The following is a 23,824-nucleotide window of genomic DNA, read 5'->3' as shown; positions in this document are numbered from 1 at the left end:
CGCTTGCAATTCACAATCAGTTTGATACAAAACAACTGCTTGCAAAATACAACTGGTTATCGAGGAGGCTCGCATGTCCAAACTTCGCGTCAACGCTTTCACCCTGTCGCTCGACGGCTATGGCGCCGGTCCCGATCAGGATCTGCAAAATCCTCTCGGCGTCGGTGGGGAATCCTTGCACAAGTGGTTTGTCGACACCCGCACCTTCCGAGAGATGGTGCTCGGACAAGATGGCGGCACCACCGACGTCAACGAGGCGTTCGCGGCGCGCAGCTTCGAAAATGTCGGCGCCTGGATCCTCGGCCGAAACATGTTCGGACCGATCCGCGGCGAGTGGCCTGACGACAGCTGGAAGGGCTGGTGGGGCGACAACCCGCCCTATCATGTGCCGGTTTTCGTGCTCACCCATCACAAGCGGGAACCGATCACGATGGAGGGCGGCACCACTTTCCACTTCGTCACTGACGGTATCCATTCAGCTCTTGAACAGGCTAAGGCTGCCGCTGGCGGCAAGGACGTGCGGGTCGGCGGCGGCGTCGCCACCATCCGGCAATATCTGCAGGAAAAACTGATCGACGAGATGCATCTGGCGATCGCGCCGGTGCTGCTGGGCACGGGCGAGAACCTTTTTACCGGCCTCGACATGCTCAAGCTCGGTTATGTCTGCAACGAGCAGGTGGCGACGCCGCTCGCCACGCACGTCATCATCAAGCGGGCGTAGGTGGAGAGCCAATCTCCCCCCTCGAGGGGGAGATTGCAGCTTCGTCTATCTCAATACTTCTCCGGCACGTAAAGCTCGCGCGGCAGCACTTGGCGTTCGTATTCGGGGTTGAAGACGCGCTCCGGCAGCGTGATCTCCTCGTGCGGCACCTCCTCGTAGGGCAATTGCTTGAGCAGATGGTCGATGCAGTTCAGCCGCGCGCGCTTCTTGTCGTTGCCCTCGACGATGAACCAGGGCGCTTCCGGGATGTTGGTGCGGGCGAAGGTCTCTTCCTTGGCCTTGGTGTATTGCTCCCAGCGCACGCGCGACTGCAGGTCCATCGGCGACAGTTTCCACTGCTTCATCGGATCATGGATGCGCATCAGGAAGCGCATCTGCTGTTCCTCGTCGGTGATCGAGAACCAGTATTTGACCACGGTAATGCCCGAGCGGACCAGCATGCGCTCGAACTCCGGCACGTCGTGAAAGAATTCTTCGACCTGATCGGGCTGGGCAAAGCCCATCACCCGCTCGACGCCCGAGCGGTTGTACCATGAGCGGTCGAACAGCACGATCTCGCCGCCGGCCGGCAGATGCGGGACATAGCGCTGGAAATACCATTGCGACTTTTCGCGCTCGGTCGGCGCCGGCAGTGCCACGACACGGCAGATGCGCGGATTGAGCCGCTGGGTGATGCGCTTGATGACGCCGCCCTTGCCGGCCGAGTCGCGTCCCTCGAAGATCACCACCAGCTTCTTCTTGTGGTAGGCGACCCAGGACTGCAGCTTGATCAATTCGGACTGCAGGCTGATCAGGTCGCGAAAATATTGCATGCGATCGATCGAAGGCGGATGCGAATTCTTGTAGATCTTGGCGATCTCCATCGACAGCGCCGGCTCCGACATTTCGAGCTCATAGTCTTCGTCGAGCGTGTCGGCGAGTTCGGCTTCAAGCCAATCCCTGGCCGCAGAATTCTGTTTTAGCTCGGTCATTATCGGCTGCTCCACTTGCAAGCTCTGTCGATCGGCGCCCCAAACTCCCGGCTTACAGCCCGGAACGGCAACGCCTGAGCCGACTTCAATATAGGCCCGCAATGACGGTTTTATTGCAGCCTGACCTGATCGCCATCACTGCAAAAACCCGCGAGGCATGATCGATCCGCCGCCCTGGCATGGAGACATACCGCGCAAATTGTCCTACAAATAGCAGCCACATTCGGGCGCCCTTCCCAACCCCTTCTCAATGCAATCGCGAGGACCGACATGGAATACCGCACTCTCGGCCGTTCCGGCCTGAAAGTATCGACGCTGACCATGGGCACCATGACTTTCGGCGGCGCCGGTGCATTTTCGGCTGTCGGCAAGACCGACCTCGACGAGGCGCGCCGGATGATCGATCTCTGCATCGACGCCGGCATCAATGTCATCGACACCGCCAATGTCTATTCGAACGGCATGTCGGAAGAAATCATCGGCGAAGCGCTCGGCGGCAAGCGCAAGGGCGACGTGCTGATCGCCTCCAAGGCACGGATGCGGATCGGCAAAGGTCCCAACGATGAAGGCCTGTCGCGCCATCACCTGATCCGCGAATGCGAGAAGAGCCTGAAGCGGCTCAGGACCGACGTCATCGACATCTATTTCCTGCACGAATGGGATGGCGTGACACCGCTGGAGGAAACCATCGCCGCGCTCGATACGCTGGTTGCCCAGGGCAAGATCCGCTATGTCGGCTGCTCCAACTATTCCGGCTGGCAGGTGATGAAGGCGCTCGGCATCAGCGACAGCCATCATCAGCCCCGCTTCGTTACGCAGCAGATCCATTACACGCTGGAAGCGCGCGAGGCGGAGTACGAACTGCTGCCGATTTCTGTCGACCAGGGGTTGGGCGTTCTGGTCTGGAGCCCGCTTGCCGGCGGATTGCTGTCCGGTAAATACCGCCGTGACAGCCCCACCGCCCGGCAGCTCGCCGGCTGGTCCGAACCGCCGATCCGCGACGAGGACCGGCTGTGGCGGATCGTCGATGTGCTTGTGGAGATCGGCGCGCAGCGCGGGGTGTCGGCAGCGCAGGTGGCGCTGGCCTGGCTGCTTGGCCGGCCGTCCATCAGTTCCTTGGTGATCGGTGGCAGGACGGAAACGCAGTTCCGGGACAACATCGCGGCGGCAAGCCTGGTGCTTTCCGGCGAGGAGCGCGAGCGCCTCGACGCGGTCAGCCGGCCGCCCTTGCTCTATCCCTACTGGCACCAGCAACTGACGGCAAAGGACCGTTTTGGTGCCGCCGATCTGGTGATTGACCGAAGCGGCATCTGATCGGCAAATCGACGGCGATAGGTATCGCCACCGCAATGATGGGCCTGGCCCTTCATTGCGACGCGCATCTTGCAAGCCTGGCCATCATCGACGCACTATCGCTTCAGCTGTTGTGTTTGACGGCTAATGCTCCTAGGCAGGACCAGAGCCGCGAGGCAGTGAAAAGGAGCCGATATGGCGCGACCACCAAATTACGATCAGGAACGCAAGGAACGCGACCGCCAGAAGGCGGCCAAGAAGGCCGAGAAGCTGGCAGCCAAGGTTGCAGCGAGGGAACGTTCGAAGCCCGAAGACGAGACTGAAGCCGAAACCGAAACGGCAAAGTGACGGCAAACGGCCCGCAGATGCGGGCCGCGCCTCAATTCGGATTGCCGCCCCGGATGTCGCCTTGTGTCAGGCCGGCGCCTTGTCGCTGACGAACACGTCCACTTCGCGTGCTGCCGCGATGAAGGCGCGCCTGGCGTTCATCGCCGGCTTGTCGCCGGCGAGTGCGTCATGGCAGGCCTGCAGGGCCGCGCGATGCTTGGGGCTGCGCTTGCCGGGCCAGCTGTTGAGGAGGTAGTCGGAAGCCTCACGCGCCGTGCGCAAGAGCTGAGTGCTTCCCGCCGCGACTGACTTCACAGTCACAGGTGTTTCAAATCGGTTGTTTTCCATGGCCGCTCCTTACGCCATCGGCGTCTGCGAAGCGAGGCGAAAGTGCGCATACGTCCAGACGCCGCTTTGCGCCCCTTCATTCACTCTTAAGCAGCAACGACGGCAAAGCCTCTGGCGCGAAGACCGCGCCGATCGTTGGCGAGCGACGTCACCAGCCGGTCGCGGCTGCCGACGATGTGGACCGAGAGCAGGCGCGCGGCTTCATCGGCGTCGCCAAGGCGCGTGGCCGCCAGAATGGCGCGATGTTCAGCCCAGGCGCGGGCAAGAGCCGCTTCGTCGCGAACCTCCAGCCAGCGCGCCCGCGACAGGCGCGTCATGGCATCGCGGACCGCCCTAAACAGGAATTCGTTGCCGGACAGACGCGCCAGTTCGATGTGGAAATCCATGCCGACACGATGCCATTCCTCGCGCGGCGTGTCGTTGTCGCAGGACTCGAGCATCGCCTCGATGACATCGACGGCGCTCCGGTCCGCCAGGCTGCATGTCAGGCGAAGCGCCGCAACCTCGACCGCCTCCCTGTAGACGGCGATCTGCTCGAGTTCAGCCAGATTGATGGGCGACACCGTCCAGCCGCGCCCGTCCCTGCCGACCAGGCCCTCGGTCTCAAGCCGCAGCAGTGCTGCCCTGACCGGGGTTCGCGACGCGCCGAAGCGGCTCTCGATCCAGCGCTCGGTCAGCTTCTCGCCGGGACCGATCTCGAGGCCCAGGATCATTTGCCGAAGCTGTTTCTCGACGCTCTGCATCTGCGACATTCTTGCTCCCGGTTTCCGGTCGTTATGGCTTCGGACCGTTTGACGACGATCACATTTGAGGTTGCATTGACAGCGGCCAAGCTTGCGTCCATGACGTGAACCATCTTGGTATCCCAAATTGGTATCCGCAGCAACCATCGAGAAAAGAGTTGCTGGGACAGGACATATGACATGCAGCAGAGCACGCCCCCGGCGACCGACAGCACCTACAACATCCACTGGCGGCGCAATCTGTTCGTGTGCTTTGCCGGCTCGTTCTCGACGCTTGTCGCCATGACGCTGCTTTTGCCGTTCCTGCCGCTCTATATCGAGCAGCTCGGCGCCGAAGGCCACGCGGCGATCGTGCAGTGGTCGGGGATCGCCTATGGCGCGACATTCTTCGCGGCGGCGCTGGTGGCGCCGCTCTGGGGACGTCTCGGCGACCGCTACGGCCGCAAGGTGATGCTGGTTCGCGCCAGCTTCGGCATGGCCATATGCATGTCGCTGACCGGCATGGTGCAGACGGTCTGGCAACTGGTGCTGCTGCGGCTGCTGATCGGTTTTGCCGGCGGCTATTCCTCGGGATCGACCATCCTCGTCGCCATGCAGACGCCGAAGGAGCGTTCCGGCTGGGCGTTGGGCCTGCTGTCGGCCGGTATCACGGGTGGGGCTCTGGTCGGTCCGCTGGTTGGCGGCGCCCTGCCGCCGCTGATCGGCATCCGCGCCACCTTTCTCCTCTCCGGCGGCGTCATCTTCCTGGCGTTCCTGGCAACCACGTTTCTGATCAAGGAGAATCCCCGGCCGAAAACAGCGGACGCCGCAACGACGCAGAAGCGGAAAGGCGGCTGGTCACAAATCCCCGACAAGCGGCCTGTCGTCGCCATGCTGGCGACCGGCATGCTGTTGAGCTTCGCCACCATGTCGATCGAGCCGATCATCACCGTCTATGTGCAGCAGTTGATTGCGGACCAAAGCCGTGTGACGCTGATATCAGGCGTCGTCATGTCGGCGGCGGCCCTTGGCGCCATCCTGTCGGCCTCGCGTCTCGGCAAGCTCGCCGACCGCATCGGCCACTGGAACGTCATCATCGGCGCGCTTGCCGTCTCGGCGCTGCTGCTGATCCCGCAGGCCTTCGTCACGCAAAGCTGGCAACTCATCGGCCTGCGCTTCCTGATGGGCCTGGCGCTGGGCGGCCTCTTGCCGTGCATCACCAGCGTTATCCGTCACAATGTGCCTGACGGCGTCGGCGGCAACGTGCTCGGGTTGTCGATTTCCGCCCAGTATGTCGGGCAGGTCGCCGGCCCCCTGCTGGGCGGCTTTGCCGGTGGTCATTTCGGCATGCGCTCGGTGTTTCTGGGCACATCCGTCTTGATGGCGGGGGGCGCGGTGTATAACTGGCTCGCACAGTCGCGCCGCGAGCAGGACATGCTCGCCAAAGCCGGCAAGTCCTGACGGGATTGGGCATCCCCCTGATATCACGGAGCCATGGACATGAGCACGGCCGAACGACCTTCCGACAACAGCGGCCGTATCCTCGTCCTGGCCGGCGGCCTGTGCGGCGGCGCCGGCGTGGCGCTGTCGGCCGCGGCAGCGCATCTGGGCGGCGCCTTCGTCGGCACCGCCGCATCCTTCCTGCTGATGCATGCGCCGGTCTTCCTTGCCGCCGGATTGCTTGGCGCGAACCGGATGCTGCGCATCGGCAGCCTGATCCTGCTGGTCGGGCTCCTGCTGTTCTGTGGCGATCTGCTTGCCCGCGATTTCATCGGGTCGCGACTGTTCCCGCTGTCGGCGCCGATCGGCGGCACGCTACTCATTGCCGGCTGGCTGGCGATCGCTGCCTCGGCGCTGGTGCGCGTGCGTCCCTGACGCCTCGGCGCGCCCGCCGGCATCAAACGTCAAAGCGTGGCTTGCTAGTCTTGCCGACGTTCGGGCTTGATGAGCAATTCGCGATTGCGTCGCCGCAGCTTGGCCAACCAGCGCTCTTGCGGCCTTTTGGAAGCCGGCGCGATGCCCCAATAGTTGCGGTAGATGTCTTCGAACAGATAGCTAACGGGATGCATGATGTGCTTCCTTTAGATTGTTGAATCGATCCAATCGACAGGCGCGAAAACCGACCCCGCTCAGCTCCGCTTGCGCTCCACATGGAACCGCAACTCGCGAACCCATGGGCTGGCTTTGCCGCGGCGCTTCTGCGTCGTGGTGTTCGACGAGATGCTCCAGTCGTTGCGGTAAATGTCTTCGAACAGAAAATTGACGGGATGCATGGCACAACTCCCCTGAATATCTTGAATCGATCCAATTCAAAGAATCATCGCTCACTTGGATCGATTCAAATATACGCCTTGGCGAGGCTGCGATCAAGTCAAAATTTGAACCGATCCAACGAAAGTGTTAGATGGGAGGAATTCAGGAGACGAAGATGGCGCCATTTATCTCTACAAAGACAAGACCGGTCCGGCTGGCGGACATCGCCAAGGCGGCCGGCGTGTCGCACGGCACCGCGTCCAACGTGTTCGCCCGTCCGGAGATCGTGCGCGAGGAGGTCCGCGAGCGGGTCAAGGCGGCAGCCGAGGCCATGGGATATGGCGGACCGGATCCCAAGGGCCGGCTGCTGCGCGCCGGCAAGGTCAATGCCATCGGTGTCGCGACCGCCGAGCCGCTGTCCTATTTCTTCGACGACCCTTTCGCCCGGGTGATGATGGCCAGCATCTCACAGGCTTGCGATGCGACCGGTGCTGGGATTTCGCTGGTCTCCGCCGCCAATAATGAGCAACTCGCCTGGAACATCCAGAGCGCGCTTGTCGATGGCTTCATCGTCTTCTGCGTCGACGGCGGGTCAAAGCTGGTCGAACTGGCGCGCGACCGCAAGCTCCCCTTCGTTGCGCTCGATCTCGATTCGGACGACGACGACGCGGTCGCCGCCATCGGTGTCGACAACATCGCCGGGGCCGGCCTGGCGGCTCGACATCTGACCGAGCTTGGGCATCGTCGCTTTGCCGTGCTTGCCCTGCCCGTCGCGGACTCCGGCTTCGGCCCCACCACAAGGGAGCAGATGGAGAAGGCCCTCTATTCCGGGACGCGCGACCGCCTGCGTGGCTATTTCGCGGAACTCTCACGCGTCGACATCGACGTCGAGCGTGTGCCGATCTACGAAACCGTCAATGACGAGGAAAGCGTGTGGGCCGGCCTCGATCATATTTTCGCCGGCGCCGAGACCCCGACTGCCATCCTGGCTATGTCAGACAGGATGGCCTTGCATGCATTGGACTGGCTGCGGCAGCGTGGCATTACGGTACCGGGCGACGTTTCGATCGTCGGCTTCGACGGTGTTCCGGAAGGAGCGGTTTCCAGTCCGCCGCTGACCACGATCGTCCAGCCGATCGCCGAGATGGGCCGTCTTGCCGTCAAGGCGATCCTTGAAAATGATGGCTCGTTCAGCCGGCAATCGCTGCCGGTCCAACTCGTGGTGCGAGCCTCATCCGGCCCCTCGCCCGCCTGAGCTCAACGGCCCATTCTTGTCGCCATGGTCGGCATAGCGAAGGATGCAGCATGGACGCGCGGTGCGGCGGCGTGAGCCGGCCTGCTTTTGGCGGACCAGCCAAGTCCCGAAAGCCATTCGAGATAGTAGGCAAGCGCGAACTGCATGACGATGCCGGCCGATATCAACAGGCTGTCATAGGCAAATCCGCCCGGATTGATCAGCTTCAGCACCTGCGCCGCCATCGCGAGCACCGTGCCGGCAATGAAAACCGGCAACGATCGTTTGCCCAATATGGCAAGCGGATGATCGCGCCCGGTGCGAAACAGGTTCGAGATGGCGGGGAATGCCACGATCAGGTAGCTCACCGCCAATATATGCAGCAGCCTCGGCAGCGACAGAAACGTCTTGTCGAAGCCGGTCAGCACCGGAGGCAGGCCAAACCAGGAGATATGCCCCCAAAGCGGGCTGTGCACCCAGACCAGTGCCACAGCGGTGTAGGCCAAGGCAGCGCCAACCAGCCAGCGATTGACCGGGATGGTACCGCCGCGACGCGCATGCAATGCACCTGCCAGGCCGATGTTGAAAAGGAACTGCCACGACAGCGGGTTGAGAAACCAGAAGCCGGGCTCGGGATAGTTGGGCGGAGCAATTTGATAAACCCCCGCGACCAGCCACAGGGCGCCGGAGGCGACCAGTGCCAAGACCGGCCGATAGCTGACAATGAGCAGGAACACCGGCGTCAGCAAGAGCAGCACCGCATAGACGGGCAGTATGTTGTTGTAGCCGAGTTGGTGGCCGAGCGTCACGATGCCGATCAGCACCTGCGGCGTATTCTTGATCAACGGCTCGATGTTGATCATCGTCAGAAGCTCCGGCCGCCTGACGAACACTGCCGCCGCGCAGAAGATGGCCATCACCACCATGGTGGTGACGATGTGGGCGGCATAGAGGACACCGGCGCGGCGCCACATCTTCAACGTTGCCAGCAGCCGGTTTCCAGGTTGGAATTTCCTGCCATAGGCAAGTGCGACCGAGATGCCGGAGATCAGTACGAAGACTTCCGCCGCATCGGAAAAGCCGAAATTCTTGTAGGTCAGATACTCGAAGGCGGTACCTGGCACATGGTCGACATAGATGGTCAGCAAAGCGAGAGCACGGAGCACGTCTATGCGCGTGTCGCGCTCAGTGCGATCCGGGACACGCGCATCGCGGTCCGGGGAAATCTGGGTGGTCATCGACAAAAAGGCCTCAAAGCTGGTTGTTCATACCGCGCAATGCGACCCCCGGCGCACCGCTTCGATTCCTCCCGAAGGAATGTTATCGGCGGAGAAACGGACTGTAATGCGCCCGGTTCAATCAACTTTCGCGGAGCTTGAAAATATTGCGTTTTGAAGCCGGCAAATGAGCGAAACCTCATATAATCAAGAGGATGCGCGATGATCGAAGAGACCTCACAAGATGGTGCGCTGCGGCGTGATCTCGCCTTCAGCTACCGGCTTTACAGCCCGGCGGATTCAACCGGCGAATGTCTCTTCCTGCTGCATGGATCGGGTGTCGACGAGACGACATTGGTGCCGCTGGCACGGGAGATCGCACCGCGGGCCAAGCTGATCACGGTGCGTGGCCGCATTGTCCAGGAGGATGGTTTCCGCTGGTTCGGGCGCATCACGCCGACGCGCTTCGAACAGCACAGCATCCGCACCGAGACCGATGCCTTTGCGGGCTTCGTCGCCGACGCGGCCAGACGCCACCATCTCGATATCTCACGCGCGACGTTCCTCGGCTATTCGAACGGCGCCAATCTGATTTCGAGCCTGATGCTGCTGCATCCGGCTCTTATAGAGCGCGCCGCACTGCTGCGGCCGATGCCGGTGCTCGATGATGTGCCGGCGACGGATTTGTCAAAGGTGCGCGTCCTGATGATCGCCGGCGCCGCGGATCTCACCTATTCGCCCTTCGCCCCTGCTCTGGTGACATTGCTCAGCCAGCATGGCGCCGAGATCGACGCCCGGATTGTCTCATCAGGTCATGAATTCGGCAGCGCTGACGCGGCAATCGTCAGGCAATGGCTGCGGGGATCGGCGGCGCAGGCAGGCTGACGGACTCACCAGCATGACCAGTCTGCCTACCCCCGTCCCATCCTGTTCCAGGCATCCAGTCCGGCGATCTTGTAGGCTTCGGCAAGCGTCGGATAGTTGAAGGTGTTGTTGACGAAGAAGTCGACGGTGCCGCCGAGATTGATCACCGCCTGGCCGATGTGGATGAGTTCGGTGGCGCCCTCGCCGATGATGTGCGCGCCGAGCAGACGGCGCGTTTCGATCGAAAAGAGCAGCTTCAGGAAACCGGTGTTGACGCCCATGATGTGGCCGCGCGAGGTTTCGCGAAAGCGCGCCACGCCGACCTCATAGGCCGCACCGCTTTCACGCACCTGTTCCTCGGACTGGCCAACCGTCGAGATTTCCGGCACCGCATAGATGCCATAGGGGAATGTTTCCGGTGGCGGCGGCAAAGGCACGCCGAAGGCATGGCAGGCGGCTACCCTGCCCTGCTCCATCGACGTCGAGGCCAGGCTCGGAAAGCCGATGACGTCGCCGGCGGCGTAGATGTTCGGCACTCTGGTCTGGAACGTATGCGGATCGACCTTGATACGGCCCCTGGAATCGGCGTCGATACCGACCACATCGAGGCCCAGGCTGCCGACATTGCCGGTGCGACCGGCGGCGTAGAGCACGACCTCGGAACGGATAGTGCGGCCATCGGCCAGTTCCACCTCGGCGACATCAGGCTTGGAGCGGATTTCCTTCACCGCGCTGCCCAGCCGGATGGTCATGCCACGATCGCGCATCTGGTGAATGAAATCGTCGACGATCTCGCGGTCGACGAAATCGAGGATGGAGTTGCGCGGCTCGACCAAGGTTACCGGCACGTCAAGCGCGGAAAAGATCGTGGCATATTCGACCCCGATGACGCCGGCGCCGATCACGGTCAGCGTGCGCGGCAAGCGATCAAGCTCCAGCATCTCGTCACTGTCGAAGATGCGGGTCTTGTCGAAAGGCACGTCGCGCGGCCGGTGCGGCCTGGTGCCGACCGCGATCAGCGCATTGGCAAAACCGACCTCGCTGTAGTCGCCGGTGTCGGTGGTCAGGCTGACCTTGTCGGGGCCAAGGAATTTCACCGCAGCCCGGGCGCTCTTGACCGTGTTGCGCATGAACTGGTGCTGCAGCACCTCGACCTCATGGTCGAGCGTCTTGTGCAGGCGCTCGACCAGATCGCCGACCGAGATGTCTTGCTTGACCCGGTAGCCGCGCCCGTAGAAGCCGCGCTCACGCCAACCCGAAAGGTTGAGCACCGTTTCGCGCAGCGTTTTCGACGGGATGGTGCCGGTATGCACCGAGACACCGCCCAGACGCCGGCCGCGATCGACCACCAGCACCGACTTGCCGAGCTTGGCCGACTGCACCGCGGCCCGACGACCGGAAGGGCCGCTGCCGATGACCAGCATGTCGTAGTCCATATTGCCCCGTCCCCTGCCATGTGCGCTTTTGCTGCGCCGCAGCAAGCTAATGCTATCCGCGCCGCAAGTTCAACCGGTTCAGATTGCGCCTGGCGCCTTGAAGGCCGGCGCACCGCAAGAAGCCCGATCTTGATTCCGCCACAGGCCTTCACCATTTCATGGCTGAGCGGTCCGCACCCTATGTCGGACCTTGTTACGAGGAAATGACATGGACGCGCGCGTTCTCGACAGCGAAATCATCACCAGCAGGCTCGACGATGTCAGGGCCTATGACGGTGTGCGCACGAAGCGCATTCTGGCTTTCGTAATCGACTATGTCATCGTCGCGCTGCTTACCATTCCGTTTGCCATTCTGGTGTTCTTCCTCGGGCTTTTGACCCTCGGGCTTGGCTGGATGCTGTTCGGCATCCTGGTACCGGCCGTCGCCATCCTCTACATCTGGAACACGCTGGGCAGCACCGACCAGGCCACCACGGGCATGAAGATGATGGGCATCCGCCTTGACCGGCTCGACGGCAGGCCGATCGACGGCCTCACCGCGGTCGTCCATTCGGTGCTGTTCTGGGCCGGCAATGTCATCCTGTCGCCGCTCGTCCTGCTGGTGACGCTGTTTTCCGACCGCAAGCGCACCTTGCACGATCTTTTGCTTGGCACGGTCGTCAGCCGCACCGACCGCTGAAACGGCCCTCTGAAGAGCAGTCGCAACCGATTGAGCGTAAATGTGAAGGCGTCGAGTCGACCACGCCCACACAATCCTGTTGAATTTTTCGCCGTCCGCGCCAAAGGTAGAGCGATTCGAAGGAGTGTTTCCAAGGCTCGATGACGCAGCATCCGACCCAGTCGCCGCAGTTCTTCCTGACCGCGCCTTCGCCGTGCCCCTATCTCGACGGCCAGTTCGAGCGCAAGGTGTTCACGCACCTGGTCGGCGACAAGGCGGCGGAGATGAACGACCTCTTGACGCAAGGCGGCTTCCGGCGCTCGCAGAATATCGCCTACAGGCCGGCCTGCGAGACCTGCCGCGCCTGTGTTTCGGTACGCATCCTCGCCCAGGAATTCGTCGCCAGCCGCAACATGAAGCGCGTGCTGCAGCACAATTCCGACCTCGTCGGCCACATGCACAATGCCGAGCCTTCGACCGAACAATATTCCCTGTTCCGCAGCTATCTCGACGCCCGCCACCGCCGTGGCGGCATGTCCGACATGACGGTGCTCGACTATGCGATGATGGTCGAGGATACCCATGTCGACACCAAGGTGATCGAGTATCGGCGGCGTGGACCCGATACGTTCATCACCGGCAAGGGACAGGGCGAGCTGATCGCGGTGGCGCTCACCGACAAGATGGCCGACGGCCTGTCGATGGTCTATTCCTACTTCAATCCCGATTTCGAGGAACGGTCGCTCGGCACGTTCATGATCCTCGACCACATCGCCCGCGCCAGGGCGATGGGCCTGCCCCATGTCTATCTCGGCTACTGGGTCAACGGCTCGCGCAAGATGAATTATAAGATGCGCTTCATGCCGCAGGAGCATCTCGGCCCGAAGGGCTGGGAGCGCTACACCAACGAAGCGGTCGCGCGCTGATTAGTCTTTCCCAAGTCCGGGCTTAAACATTTTCAATCGAGACGATGCTGGTCTTTCCGCTGGTTGGCGGAGAGCGTGAGATTGCGCCGGTCCGCCATCCTCTCCCGAATTCATTGTGAAAGTCGCTGCATGTCATCTCACGATACTCACACCAAAGGACTTCTGCTCACCGCATTTGGCGGGCTGACGCTGACCGTGGATATCCCGCTGATCCGGCTCGCCCACGGCGAGGCGTGGACAATCTTGCTGCTGCGCACCGGCTGCACCTTGGCCGCGGCACTGATCATGTGGACCATCTGGCGCTCGTTCAGCAAGAATGCGCCGCAGCTTGTCCCGGGCTGGTCTGGTCTGATCGTTGCCGCGATCTACGGGCTCGGCGCGATTGCCTTCATCACCGGCGTCTACAACACTTCGACCGCCAACCTGGTTTTCATCCTGGCCTTCACCACCATGTTCGCCGCGCTGCTGTCGTGGGTGTTCCTGAAGGAGCGGCCGCGGCCGCTGACCCTTGCGGCACTGGCAATGATGATCGTCGGCGTCGCCATCATCGTCGGCGATTCCGTCGGCACCGGAAATCTGTTCGGCGACGTGATGGCGTTGTGTTCGGCCTTCCTGATCGCTTGCGCCATCACCATCTCGCGCGCCAGCGGCAAGGACATGGGCTTTACCGCGCTGATCGGCGTCATCCTGCCTTTCGGGCTGGCGGCGTTCATGGTTTCCAGGACCGGCTTTCGGGTGGAGGCGCCATGGTGGATCATCCTCAACGGCGCCGTCATCATGCCGATCTCGTTCTTCTGCCTCGCCAATGGACCGAAATACATTTCGGGGCCTGAAGTGGCGATGTTCTACCTGCTCGAAACGGTGCTGGCGCCGGTCTGGGTGTGGATGATCTTTGCCGAAACGCCGACGCGCAACAGCCTGGTCGGCGGCGGGATCCTGATCGTGACGCTGATCGCCCATTCGCTGTGGCAACTGCAGGAGGGGCGCAAGCGCCGGGCGGCACTCGCCGTCGCTTACCCGACCTAGAGGGTGGACAGCCGTCGTTCCAGACCCTCAGTGCACTCAACGCGTTGCAGTATCTGAAAAAGGCTCTGCAACGATCTGGTATTCGTCCTCGTAGACGACATATCCTAGACGGGAACTCTTCATGACCTCGACATGATGCCCATGCTGCGCAAGGAACGCCGCGAGATCATAAGCCCTTGCCAAATGTTCAGTTGCTGTTGGCTTGAACCAGCTTATTCCCTGGGTCGTCTGTTTCCGGTAAAAACCTTTCGATCTTGAAAGGTTGAAACGTGCGGTATCGGAAGGTTCTGTCGAAACCAGGCAAGACTATCTTCCAGCCGATCCAACGTGTGTTGATCAACATCCGTTTGGCCTCGCAATTCGTAGGCAGCGGCAAAAAAACCTTCGCGCGCCTGCGTGCCCTCAATGATTCTTGGCCGAACGAATCGCAAAAACATGCGCAGGATACTCCCCAAACGCGATGCCAGGTGAGCCGTGTTGTGATCCTGAAGATCAGACTCTGGCCTTTTTCTCGGCGACAATCTCGATCTGTGGTGGCCCGCCTTCGATCTCGGCCACGGCATCGGGAGCGACGTCATCGGCCAGTTCGACCTCGCGCAGCCATTCGCGCCAGATTGCGACCAGCAGGGCCATCAGCACCGGGCCGATGAACAGGCCGAGAAACCCCATGGTCTTGACGCCGCCGATCAGGCCGAAAAAGGTCGGCAGGAAGGGCAGTTTTATCGGCCCGCCGACGAGTTTCGGGCGCAATGTCTTGTCGACGATGAACAGCTCGACCGCGCCCCACAGGAACAGCGCCAGCCCGGCCATCGGCGATCCGCTGGCGGCGAGGTAGATCGAGACCAGCGTGAAGGACAGCGGTGCACCGCCGGGGATCAGCGCCATGACGCCGGTCAGGGCGCCGAGGGTTACCGGCGACGGCACGCCGGCCAGCCAATAGGCAATGCCGAGCACCAGGCCTTCGCCGATGGCGATGACGGTCATACCGGTCACCGTCGAAGAGATCGTTGCCGGCACGACGCGCGAGATCCGCTCCCATCTGGCCGGCAGGATGCGCTCGCCGAGGCGGTCGACCTGGCCGGCAAAATGCTCGCCGTCGCGATAGGCGAAGAACAGCGCGATCATCATGAACAAAAGCGTCAACAGCAGGCCGAAAGCGCTGCCGCCGGCCGCCAGCACACCGCGATAGATGCTGCCGATATTGGCGCCGCTGACCAGCTGGATCAGTTCACCGATGCCGCCTGGATGGCCGAAATTGGTCGTCCACTGCTGGTTCAGCCACTCGCCCACGACAGGCAGCGTGGCGATCCAGTGCGGTGTCACCGCGCCATGACGGTTGGTCTCGATCGCCCAGGCGACCCATTCGCGGACCTCGTTGATCGCATAGGTGCCGGCGAGCGCGATCGGGATCACCAGGAAGGCGAGGATGAAGAGGATGGCTAAGGTCGCGGCGATGGTGCGGTTGCCACTGACCGCGACAAGCAGGCGGCGGTAAAGCGGCCAGCTGGCGAAAGCGATGACGAGCGCCGCCAGCACCGGAAACAGGAAGCCGTGGAAGAAATAAACGCCGGCGGCGACGATCAGCACCAGCAGCCAGCGCGCCGCCGACAGCGGCGGGATGACGGCGGACCTGAGCGGCGTCGACAGGCCGAACAGGCGCTGCTGCCGTTCCGGTTTCTGGATTCTTGCTTCCTTCAAACGCCTGGCTCTCCCAAACACCCCTCCTGTCTATGCACTGATATAGTGCAGCAATCGTGACGATAGTCCAAATGGTGATGGAGCTGCGCGCGCCATTGGCGTCGCCGCGGGCCAGCATCCCCCTCTGTCCTGCCGGACATCTCCCCCGCAAGGAGGGAGATTGGCTGTCATGTCGGCTTTCGCAAATCGCCAACATTGGAAAAGCGGGCAGAAAGGGCGAAGCTTCCGATCTCCCCCCTTGCGGGGGAGATGTCCGGCAGGACAGAGGGGGGTGTGAAGGATTGCTAGCGCCTGAGATTTTCAAACCTGAAAACTGCCGCTACCCAAATTTCCCCGTCCTCGGGAATCCCTTCGGCACCATGCGTCCGGCTGAGGCGCGAGCGCCGATCCACTCAGTCAGTTCCTCACGCGACCGGATGAAAGTGCGGTCGGCCGAATCCTGCCAGGATAGGCCGGTCTCCAGCGTGAACGGCTTGAGGTCGAGAAGGCCGCCATCCTTGTATTTCTGCAGGCGCACGCCCTTGCCGCGGCCCATCTCCGGAATCTCGGCGAGCGCGAACACCAGCATCTTTCGGTTCTCGCCGACGATGGCGAGATGGTCACCGGTGACCGGGATGCAGCGCTTGGCTTCGTCCGGCGCCTTGACGTTCATCACCTGCTTGCCCTTGCGGGTGTTGGCGACGACTTCCTCCTCCGGCACGATGAAACCGTTGGCGTCGTGCGAGGCCAGCAGCAGCTTGCGCTTTGGGTCGTGAACGAAGGCGGTGACGATGTCCTGGTCATTGTCCATGTCGACGATGATGCGGATCGGCTCGCCATGGCCTCGCCCGCCAGGCAGCCGGTCGGCGCCGATGGTGTAGAATTTGCCGCCGGTGGTGAAGACCAGCACCTTGTCGGTGGTCTGGGCATGGAAGGCGAGCTTGAGGCTGTCGCCCTCCTTGAAGGTCAGCGTCGAGAGATCGGCCAGATGCCCCTTCATCGCCCGCAGCCAGCCCTTTTCCGAGACGACGACGGTGACCGGCTCGCGCTCGATCATGGCATGTGCGATGTCGGTCAGATCATGCTCGGGCGCGTCGGCGAACTGGGTGCGGCGCTTGCCGAGTTCGGTCTCCGGACCGAACTTGTCGCGGATGTTGGTGACTTCCCATTTGATCGTCGCCCACTGCTTCTCGTTCGAAGCAAGCAGTGCCTCGATCTGCTTCTTCTCGGCGCTCAGTCCGTCGAATTCCTTGCGGATCTCGAATTCTTCCAGCTTGCGCAAAGCGCGCAGCCGCATGTTGAGGATGGCTTCGGCCTGGGTGTCGGTGAGCGACCAACGGGCCATCATGACCTGCTTTGGCTCATCCTCCTCGCGGATGATCCTGATCACCTCGTCGATGTTGAGGTAGGCGATCAGGTAACCGGCAAGGATTTCCAGGCGCCGTTCGATCTCACCGAGGCGGTGTTTCGAGCGGCGGACCAAAACGTCGCGGCGATGCTCGAGCCATTCCTGCAGCACGCCCTTCAGCGACAGCACATTGGGCACCTTACCGCGCGACAGCACATTCATGTTGAGCGGGAAGCGGCTTTCGAGTTCGGTGAGCTTGAACAGCGATTCCATCAGGATGCCGGGGTCGACCGAACGGCTCTTCGGCACCAGCACGACGCGGATGTCCTCGGCGCTTTCGTCCCTGATGTCCTCGAGCAGCGGCAGCTTGCGCGCCATCAGCAGCTCGGCGATCTTCTCGATCAGCCGCGCCTTCTGCACGCCATAGGGAATTTCGGTGACGACGATGCTCCAGGTACCCCTGCCCTGGTCCTCCTGGAACCACTTCGAGCGCACGCGAAAGCCACCGCGGCCGGTTTCGTAGGCTTCGAGGATCGAGGCGCGGCTGTCGACGATGATACCGCCGGTCGGGAAATCCGGCCCCTGGACAAAGTCCATCAGCTTCGCCACCGGCGCGTCCCGGTTTTCGATCAGGTGAAGTGCGGCATCGCAAAGCTCCGCGGCGTTGTGGGGCGGGATCGATGTCGCCATGCCCACCGCGATGCCGGACGAGCCGTTGGCCAGCAGATTCGGAAAGGCGCCGGGCAAAACCACCGGCTCCTCGTCTTCTTCATTGTAGGTCGGCCGATAATCGACGGCATCCTCGGTGATGCCGGACAACAGTTCGGTCGCCACATCGGTCATGCGCGCTTCGGTGTAGCGCATGGCGGCGGCGTTATCACCGTCGATGTTGCCGAAATTGCCCTGCCCGTCGACCAGGGGATAGCGCATCGAAAAATCCTGCGCCAACCGCACCAGCGCGTCATAGATCGACTGGTCGCCATGCGGGTGGAACTTGCCCATCACCTCGCCGACGATGCGGGCGCATTTGGCAAAGCCCTGGTCGGGGTTGAGCCGCAGCAGGCGCATGGCGTGCATGATGCGGCGATGGACCGGCTTCAGTCCGTCGCGCACGTCGGGCAGCGCCCGGTGCATGATGGTCGACAGCGCATAGGCGAGATAGCGCTCTTCCAGCGCCTTCTTCAGATCGACCGGCTCGATATGATCGCCACCGCCATTTTCAGGCGGCAAAAGCCTTTTTCCCATGGGCTCGGACTAGCCGAGCGGGTGATTCGCGGCAAGAGCCCGACAGAGATACCGGCCCTTCTGCAACATGAAACCGCACCGCGGGGGATGTCGGCCAACATCAGGCTGTTACATGCGGGTTCTATGGCCAAGCGTGACGAGTATCCGGCTATCGGCTCTTCATGACAAATTCACCGGTTTGCGCAAAGACGGCGGGATCAGGTTTGCCTTTCACCGCGATTTTTGACCATTGTGCCGGGACACGCCTTTTTCCGGTCCAGTTCGTCACGGAATGGTGATGGCGCAAATAATTGAAAAACAATTTCAGGACACTCTCAGGGACCTTGCGATGACAATCAAACGCTCAACTCTTAGGAAATTAGCCCTTTCGACCTTCTTGCTCACGCTGCCGCTGAATGCGGCCCTCGCACAGGATACGGCAGTGGCCGACCGGCTGAAGGCCGCGCTTGTCGCACAAGGTGTCGACATCACCTGGACCGGCGTGACCGGCGACAACACCAGCATGGTGCTGCAGGGCGTTGCCATCAAACCGGCGGCGGAGAAGGAAGCGCTTCCCATCGGCGACGTCAAACTCGAAGGTGTGACCGAGGCAAATGGCGGCTATGACATCGCCACCGTATCGACGGCTGCCTTCACACACAGCAAGGACGGCGTCACCCTCGACCTCAGCCCCTTCGTCATCCATGACATGACAGTTCCGGCGGACGGCGCCACCGGCCCGCTCGGCTCGCTGATGATGTACAAGTCCGCCGAACTCTCGAACATGACCGTCAAGGTCGCCGACAAGACCGCCTTCTCGATGGACGGGCTTGCCATCGAAATCACGCCGCCGGCGGACGGCAAGGCAATGGAATTCACCGCCACCACGGAGAAATTCAACGCCGACCTGACGCTGGTGGACGATCCCAAGTCCAAGGAAGTCATCAACGCGCTCGGCTACCAGAACATCGCGGGCAATCTCGAAATGGCCGGCACCTGGCAGCCCACGGACGGCAAGATGGAACTGTCGAAATACGACATCTCGGTCGAGAATGCCGGCACGCTCGGCATGACCTTCAATCTCGGCGGCTACACGCTGGATTTTATCAAGTCGCTGCAGGAAATGCAGAAGAAGATGGCGGCACAGCCTGAAGGCGCCGACAATTCGGCGCAAGGCATGGCCATGCTCGGCCTGTTGCAGCAGCTTTCGTTCAACAGCGCCTCGATCCGCTTCGACGACGATTCGCTGACCAACAAGGTTCTGGACTATGTCGGCAAGCAGCAAGGCATGTCCGGCAAGGACATCGCCAACCAGGCCAAGGCGATCGTGCCGTTCGGCATGGCGCAGCTCAACAATCCGGAACTGACGGCGCAGGTTACGGCCGCGGTCAGCAAATTCCTCGACGATCCGAAGAGCCTCGAAATCTCGGCCGAGCCGCCGGCATCCGTGCCGTTCGCACTGATCATGGCGGGCGCCATGTCCAACCCGCTCGACCTGCCGAAGACGCTCGGCGTCACCGTCAAGGCCAACGAAGACTGATCGAAGCGATCTCAATATGCGAAAAGCCCGGCATGCCGGGCTTTTTTTGTCGGGATCAGCGAATCGAAAGAATCGGTTCGGGCGGTTCTTTAAGGCATCGCCCGAAGCGCGATCAGGCGTCCTTCTTGGGCACGGCAACGCGCAGCGCCAGCTCGCGAAGCTGCTGCGGGCTCGCTTCCGACGGTGCGTTCATCAACAGATCGTAGGCCTGCTGGTTCATCGGGAACATGGTGATCTCACGCAGGTTCTTGGCGCCGAGCAGCAGCATGACGACGCGGTCGACACCGGCGGCCATGCCGCCATGCGGCGGCGCGCCATACTGGAAGGCACGATAGAGGCCGCCGAAGCGCTCCTCGACCGTGGCGCGATCCAGCCCGACCGTCTCGAACGCCTTGACCATGGTTTCGGGCAGATGGTTGCGGATACCGCCGCTGGCGATCTCGAACCCGTTGCAGACCATATCGTACTGGAACGCCTTGATGCCGAGCAGGTCCTCGCCATTCAGCGCATCGATGCCACCTTGCGGCATCGAGAACGGGTTGTGGGCGAAGTCGATCTTCTTCTCTTCCTCGTTCCACTCGAAGAACGGGAAGTCGACGATCCAGCACAGTTCGAAACGCTCGCGATCGACAAGGTTCAGTTCCTCGCCGGCGCGCGTGCGCGCGGCACCCGCAAAGGAGACGAATTTCTTCGGATCGCCTGCAACGAAGAAGGCGGCGTCGCCATCGGCAAGGCCGAGTTGAAGGCGGATCGCCTCGGTGCGCTCCTCGCCGATGTTCTTGGCGAGCGGGCCGGCGCCTTCGAGCTTGTCGCCCTCCTTGCGCCAGAAGATATAGCCCAGCCCCGGCTGGCCCTCGCCCTGCGCCCAGGAATTCATGCGGTCGCAGAAGGCGCGGCTGCCGCCGGTCTTGGCCGGAATGCCCCATACTTCGGCCTTCGGATCGTTGGCCAGGATGTTGGCGAACACCTTGAAGCCGGAATCGCGAAAATGGTCGGAAACGGCCTGCATCTCGATCGGGTTGCGCAGGTCCGGCTTGTCGGAACCGTACTTGCGCATGGCGACATCATAGGGGATGCGCTGGAATTTCTGCGTCACCGGCTTGCCGTTGGCGAAGGTCTCGAAGACCCCGCGCATGACCGGCTCCATGGTCGACAGCACGTCGTCCTGTTCGACGAAGCTCATTTCGAGGTCGAGCTGGTAGAATTCGCCGGGCAGACGATCGGCGCGCGGATCCTCGTCGCGGAAGCAGGGCGCGATCTGGAAATAGCGGTCGAAGCCCGACACCATGATCAGCTGCTTGTACTGCTGCGGCGCCTGCGGCAGCGCGTAGAAGGTGCCGGGGTGGATGCGCGACGGCACCAGGAAGTCGCGCGCGCCTTCCGGCGACGAGGCGGTGAGGATCGGCGTCGAGAATTCGGTGAAGCCGACATCGCCCATGCGCTTGCGCATTTCGGCGATGATTTTCGTTCGCGCAATGATGTTCTTGTGCAGCGTCTCGCGGCGCAGGTCGAGAAAGCGGTATTTCAGCCTGATATCCTCGGGATAGTCCGGCTCGCCGAACACCGGCAGCGGCAATTCCTTGGCCGCCGACAGCACCTCGATCTCGCGGGCGAAAATCTCGATCTCGCCGGTCGGCAAATTGGCGTTGGTGGTCTCGGGCAAGCGCGCCTTCACCTCGCCGTCGACGCGGATGACCCACTCGCCGCGCACCGTCTCGGCTACCTTGAAGGCCGGAGAATCGGGATCTGCGACGATCTGGGTCAGGCCATAATTGTCGCGCAGGTCGATGAAGAGCAGGCCGCCATGATCGCGCACGCGATGCACCCAGCCGGACAGGCGAACGGTCGAGCCAACGTCGCTCTTCCTCAACTGGGCACAGGTATGGCTGCGGTAACGGTGCATTGTCATTGGTAAAGTCCGGGGTGCTGGGGCCGAAGCATCACAGCTCAGCCTGAAAATTTGCGCGAAAAGCGCATGGGAGGTTGGATTTGTCAAGGTAAGTGGCCCGGGTTGGTATCTCGGTTCCGCTTTCCCAGGCGACCTACGAGCCCAGTGCCGATAGCCGAAGACGCTGAGCAAGGTGTTCGACGACCAATGCAGCGCTGGCGGACGACGTTGCGGCATGATGAAGGCGTATCTCCGCCCCCGGCAGCGGCGGCACATGCCGGCCGGGATGGACATCTCGCAGGCCTGGCGCAAGCATGCTGCCTTTGACCACGGTGACCGCCAGGCCCTGTTCGACAATTGCCTCCGTGGCTGAGAGGCTCGGGCTGACATAGGCCAACCGCCATGGCCGGCCTGCCTTGTTGAGCGCCTCAATGGCCCAGGAACGAAACAGGCAATCGGGGCTCGACAGAGCGACGGGCAGCAGATCGAGTTCCTCGACGGCCCGCGTCGCCGCCGCCGCCCAAATCGCCCTTTCGCGGCATATCAGATCCCCCTCGGTCGTGCCTTCCGGGTGCATGGCGATGACGGCGTCGAACGACGACCCAAGCCGTTTCAGGAGCCGGGCGGTGAGACCAATCTCCATTTCGACCTGCACCAACGGAAATCGCTCGGCGATGCCAGAAAGGAGGCGCGGCAGGATCTTGGTGCCATAATCTTCCATGACCCCGATGCGAACCTGTCCGGCCACCTGCTGACCGGAAACACGCGCAATCGCCTGCTCATTGAGAGCAAGTATGCGGCGGGCATCGATCAGAAAGCCCTCCCCGGCGGCGGTGAGTTCAACGCGGGCTGTCGAGCGCCGGAACAAGATGGTCTCGATGCGCTCCTCAAGACGTTTCACCTGCAAGCTGACGGCCGCCTGCGTTCTATTGAGCTGCTCGGCGGCTCGCGTGAACGAGAGTCGCTCGGCAACGACGACAAAGGCCCGCAGAAGGTCCGGATCGAGATTCGGGATACTCATAGTGGAATGTTATCAAACTCATTGAGCATATTCGATTCCTTATGGCCCGTCTTCCGATATCCCCGGTTCCGAGCCAGCAAGGTCGGGAACCATGGAAATCACAGGAGTGCTCGCCGCGATTCTCTCCAGCGCTTTTGGGGGCACCGCCGTTGGCGCAACGCGATATCTCGCGGGCACGCTCGATCCTCTCGCTATCGGTGCGGTCCGGTTCGGCGGCGGCTTTCTGGTTTTGGCCGCCGTAGCTCTCTGGCGACGAGACAGGTGGCCGCCGAAGAGCGACTGGCTCGGCACTGGTGCATTGGGTCTTCTGTTCTTCGGGCTGTTTCCGGTGCTCTTCAATGGAGCCCTTGTCTACACGACGGCCGCGCGAGGTGCGCTTGCGCTTTCGACACTGCCTCTGCTCACAATGCTTGCCGCGGCAGTTCTGAGGATCGAGCCGCCGACCATCCGCAAGATCGTCGGTGTCCTGATCGCAATGGCAGGGGTGGCCGTAGCGCTCGGCACGAGCCTGACGACTGCTCCCCCAGATGCCTGGCGCGGAGATCTTCTCATGGTCGCGGCCGCTTTCTGCATGGCGCTCTACAACGTCTGGTCGAGACCATTTCTATCCCGCACCGCGCCAATCTCATTCGTGGCGTTTGGCATGGGCGTAGGCGCGGTCTGCCTATCGGTCCTGATGGTTTCGAGCGGAGGCTTCGCGCGACTTGCCACTCTCAGCGCACCTCAGTGGATCGCAAGCGCATATCTGGCCATAATTTGCGGCGCCTTCATTTTCTTCCTCTGGGCATTCGCGCTCGAGCGCGCGTCGCCGACACTGGTTGCCGTCTCCGTTGCGGTTAATCCGGTGACGGCATCGATCTTTGGTGTTGTCTTCCTGGGCGAACAAGTAAGCGCGAACCTGATTGTCGGGCTGGTGGCAGTCCTCGCAGGCATAGGCATCGCAACGGGAGCAGCCGAGCGGCTCAGCCTGTGGCCCGACGATCGGCAGTCACGTCGCCGGCAGCCTTGAGCGCTGACCAAGCAAAACGCGGAAACGAATCCAGGCAAATATAGCGATCATCCCTGTTGGCGCAGGGAATTGCTGCTGGCGTTGGCCAGGGTGATGGTCCAAGAAGGGATCACCGACACGT

23 protein-coding genes are annotated in these 23,824 nt (G+C 62.1%); 12 read left to right on the top strand and 11 right to left on the bottom strand.

The features are described 5' to 3' along the window. Positions 1 to 73 precede the first annotated feature (73 nt). On the top strand, positions 74 to 721 hold the full coding sequence (locus NKH06_RS13955; protein ID WP_023810218.1) for a dihydrofolate reductase family protein: 648 nt from the start codon (positions 74 to 76) through the stop codon (positions 719 to 721). Between the two features lie 50 nt (positions 722 to 771). On the opposite strand, the gene ppk2 is transcribed toward NKH06_RS13955, so the two are convergent. After that, positions 772 to 1,692: a polyphosphate kinase 2 gene (ppk2, locus tag NKH06_RS13950; RefSeq protein WP_352721232.1), complete on the bottom strand. Its 921-nt coding sequence runs from the start codon at positions 1,690 to 1,692 to the stop codon at positions 772 to 774. 270 nt (positions 1,693 to 1,962) lie between these two features. On the opposite strand from ppk2, the gene NKH06_RS13945 reads away from it, so the two are divergent. Together NKH06_RS13945 and NKH06_RS13940 are read left to right on the top strand one after the other, a co-directional pair. Next, the gene (locus NKH06_RS13945) at positions 1,963 to 3,006 is read left to right on the top strand and encodes an aldo/keto reductase (protein ID WP_352721234.1); all 1,044 of its coding nucleotides are present in this window, start codon (positions 1,963 to 1,965) and stop codon (positions 3,004 to 3,006) included. A gap of 174 nt (positions 3,007 to 3,180) precedes the next feature. Continuing rightward, positions 3,181 to 3,333 (top strand): hypothetical protein, encoded by a 153-nt coding sequence (locus NKH06_RS13940; protein ID WP_013532262.1) that lies wholly within the window; start codon positions 3,181 to 3,183, stop codon positions 3,331 to 3,333. Positions 3,334 to 3,399: 66 nt separating this feature from the next. Here NKH06_RS13940 and NKH06_RS13935 read toward each other — a convergent pair whose 3' ends face one another. Together NKH06_RS13935 and NKH06_RS13930 are read right to left on the bottom strand one after the other, a co-directional pair. Next, complete coding sequence (locus tag NKH06_RS13935; protein ID WP_244506945.1) at positions 3,400 to 3,633, bottom strand: DUF982 domain-containing protein; 234 nt, start codon at positions 3,631 to 3,633, stop codon at positions 3,400 to 3,402. A 113-nt stretch (positions 3,634 to 3,746) separates the two neighbouring features. After that, positions 3,747 to 4,412: a GntR family transcriptional regulator gene (locus tag NKH06_RS13930; RefSeq protein WP_128305704.1), complete on the bottom strand. Its 666-nt coding sequence runs from the start codon at positions 4,410 to 4,412 to the stop codon at positions 3,747 to 3,749. 171 nt (positions 4,413 to 4,583) lie between these two features. Here NKH06_RS13930 and NKH06_RS13925 point away from each other — a divergent pair, with 171 nt between their 5' ends. Both NKH06_RS13925 and NKH06_RS13920 read left to right on the top strand, forming a co-directional pair. Next, positions 4,584 to 5,843 (top strand): multidrug efflux MFS transporter, encoded by a 1,260-nt coding sequence (locus NKH06_RS13925; RefSeq protein WP_352893302.1) that lies wholly within the window; start codon positions 4,584 to 4,586, stop codon positions 5,841 to 5,843. A gap of 39 nt (positions 5,844 to 5,882) precedes the next feature. Beyond that, positions 5,883 to 6,257: a DUF423 domain-containing protein gene (locus NKH06_RS13920; RefSeq protein WP_352584498.1), complete on the top strand. Its 375-nt coding sequence runs from the start codon at positions 5,883 to 5,885 to the stop codon at positions 6,255 to 6,257. 44 nt (positions 6,258 to 6,301) lie between these two features. Here NKH06_RS13920 and NKH06_RS13915 read toward each other — a convergent pair whose 3' ends face one another. Beyond that, the gene (locus NKH06_RS13915) at positions 6,302 to 6,451 is read right to left on the bottom strand and encodes a hypothetical protein (protein ID WP_127288860.1); all 150 of its coding nucleotides are present in this window, start codon (positions 6,449 to 6,451) and stop codon (positions 6,302 to 6,304) included. A gap of 60 nt (positions 6,452 to 6,511) precedes the next feature. Continuing rightward, a complete protein-coding gene (locus NKH06_RS13910; RefSeq protein WP_352584500.1) occupies positions 6,512 to 6,655 on the bottom strand; it encodes a hypothetical protein in 144 nt (47 codons plus the stop codon). Between the two features lie 155 nt (positions 6,656 to 6,810). Between NKH06_RS13910 and NKH06_RS13905 the strand changes: the two genes are divergently transcribed. Beyond that, the gene (locus NKH06_RS13905; RefSeq protein ID WP_352893301.1) at positions 6,811 to 7,890 is read left to right on the top strand and encodes a LacI family DNA-binding transcriptional regulator; all 1,080 of its coding nucleotides are present in this window, start codon (positions 6,811 to 6,813) and stop codon (positions 7,888 to 7,890) included. Between the two features lie 2 nt (positions 7,891 to 7,892). Here NKH06_RS13905 and NKH06_RS13900 read toward each other — a convergent pair whose 3' ends face one another. Continuing rightward, entirely contained in the window at positions 7,893 to 9,107 is a 1,215-nt protein-coding gene (locus NKH06_RS13900; RefSeq protein ID WP_352893300.1) for an OpgC family protein, read from the bottom strand. A gap of 201 nt (positions 9,108 to 9,308) precedes the next feature. Here NKH06_RS13900 and NKH06_RS13895 point away from each other — a divergent pair, with 201 nt between their 5' ends. After that, on the top strand, positions 9,309 to 9,971 hold the full coding sequence (locus NKH06_RS13895) for an alpha/beta hydrolase (RefSeq protein ID WP_352798859.1): 663 nt from the start codon (positions 9,309 to 9,311) through the stop codon (positions 9,969 to 9,971). A gap of 26 nt (positions 9,972 to 9,997) precedes the next feature. Here NKH06_RS13895 and sthA read toward each other — a convergent pair whose 3' ends face one another. Then, a complete protein-coding gene (gene sthA / locus NKH06_RS13890) occupies positions 9,998 to 11,386 on the bottom strand; it encodes a Si-specific NAD(P)(+) transhydrogenase (RefSeq protein WP_352611690.1) in 1,389 nt (462 codons plus the stop codon). 208 nt (positions 11,387 to 11,594) lie between these two features. Between sthA and NKH06_RS13885 the strand changes: the two genes are divergently transcribed. From NKH06_RS13885 to NKH06_RS13875, 3 genes are all read left to right on the top strand, one after another. After that, on the top strand, positions 11,595 to 12,065 hold the full coding sequence (locus tag NKH06_RS13885) for an RDD family protein (RefSeq protein WP_352611689.1): 471 nt from the start codon (positions 11,595 to 11,597) through the stop codon (positions 12,063 to 12,065). A 140-nt stretch (positions 12,066 to 12,205) separates the two neighbouring features. After that, the gene (locus tag NKH06_RS13880) at positions 12,206 to 12,970 is read left to right on the top strand and encodes an arginyltransferase (protein ID WP_023810205.1); all 765 of its coding nucleotides are present in this window, start codon (positions 12,206 to 12,208) and stop codon (positions 12,968 to 12,970) included. Between the two features lie 129 nt (positions 12,971 to 13,099). Next, on the top strand, positions 13,100 to 13,996 hold the full coding sequence (locus NKH06_RS13875) for a DMT family transporter (protein ID WP_352774712.1): 897 nt from the start codon (positions 13,100 to 13,102) through the stop codon (positions 13,994 to 13,996). Between the two features lie 492 nt (positions 13,997 to 14,488). On the opposite strand, the gene NKH06_RS13870 is transcribed toward NKH06_RS13875, so the two are convergent. Next, positions 14,489 to 15,694 carry an AI-2E family transporter gene (locus NKH06_RS13870; RefSeq protein ID WP_352798858.1) on the bottom strand — a complete coding sequence of 402 codons (1,206 nt, stop codon included), beginning with the start codon at positions 15,692 to 15,694 and terminating at the stop codon, positions 14,489 to 14,491. 319 nt (positions 15,695 to 16,013) lie between these two features. Then, the gene (gene parC / locus NKH06_RS13865; protein ID WP_352774708.1) at positions 16,014 to 18,266 is read right to left on the bottom strand and encodes a DNA topoisomerase IV subunit A; all 2,253 of its coding nucleotides are present in this window, start codon (positions 18,264 to 18,266) and stop codon (positions 16,014 to 16,016) included. A 328-nt stretch (positions 18,267 to 18,594) separates the two neighbouring features. On the opposite strand from parC, the gene NKH06_RS13860 reads away from it, so the two are divergent. Beyond that, positions 18,595 to 19,785: an aq_1923 C-terminal domain gene (locus NKH06_RS13860; protein WP_127267503.1), complete on the top strand. Its 1,191-nt coding sequence runs from the start codon at positions 18,595 to 18,597 to the stop codon at positions 19,783 to 19,785. Positions 19,786 to 19,897: 112 nt separating this feature from the next. Here the strand turns inward: NKH06_RS13860 and aspS are convergent, their stop codons facing one another. After that, a complete protein-coding gene (gene aspS / locus NKH06_RS13855; protein WP_023810199.1) occupies positions 19,898 to 21,688 on the bottom strand; it encodes an aspartate--tRNA ligase in 1,791 nt (596 codons plus the stop codon). A 139-nt stretch (positions 21,689 to 21,827) separates the two neighbouring features. Continuing rightward, positions 21,828 to 22,694, bottom strand: a complete 867-nt coding sequence (locus NKH06_RS13850; RefSeq protein WP_352893298.1) for a LysR family transcriptional regulator — start codon at positions 22,692 to 22,694, stop codon at positions 21,828 to 21,830. Between the two features lie 106 nt (positions 22,695 to 22,800). On the opposite strand from NKH06_RS13850, the gene NKH06_RS13845 reads away from it, so the two are divergent. Then, positions 22,801 to 23,703 (top strand): DMT family transporter, encoded by a 903-nt coding sequence (locus NKH06_RS13845; protein ID WP_352893297.1) that lies wholly within the window; start codon positions 22,801 to 22,803, stop codon positions 23,701 to 23,703. The last annotated feature ends 121 nt before the right edge of the window (positions 23,704 to 23,824 follow it).

This window comes from Mesorhizobium sp. M1342 (assembly GCF_040317955.1).
Taxonomy (GTDB): Bacteria; Pseudomonadota; Alphaproteobacteria; order Rhizobiales; family Rhizobiaceae; genus Mesorhizobium.
This window is presented reverse-complemented; position numbering and strand designations above follow the sequence as displayed.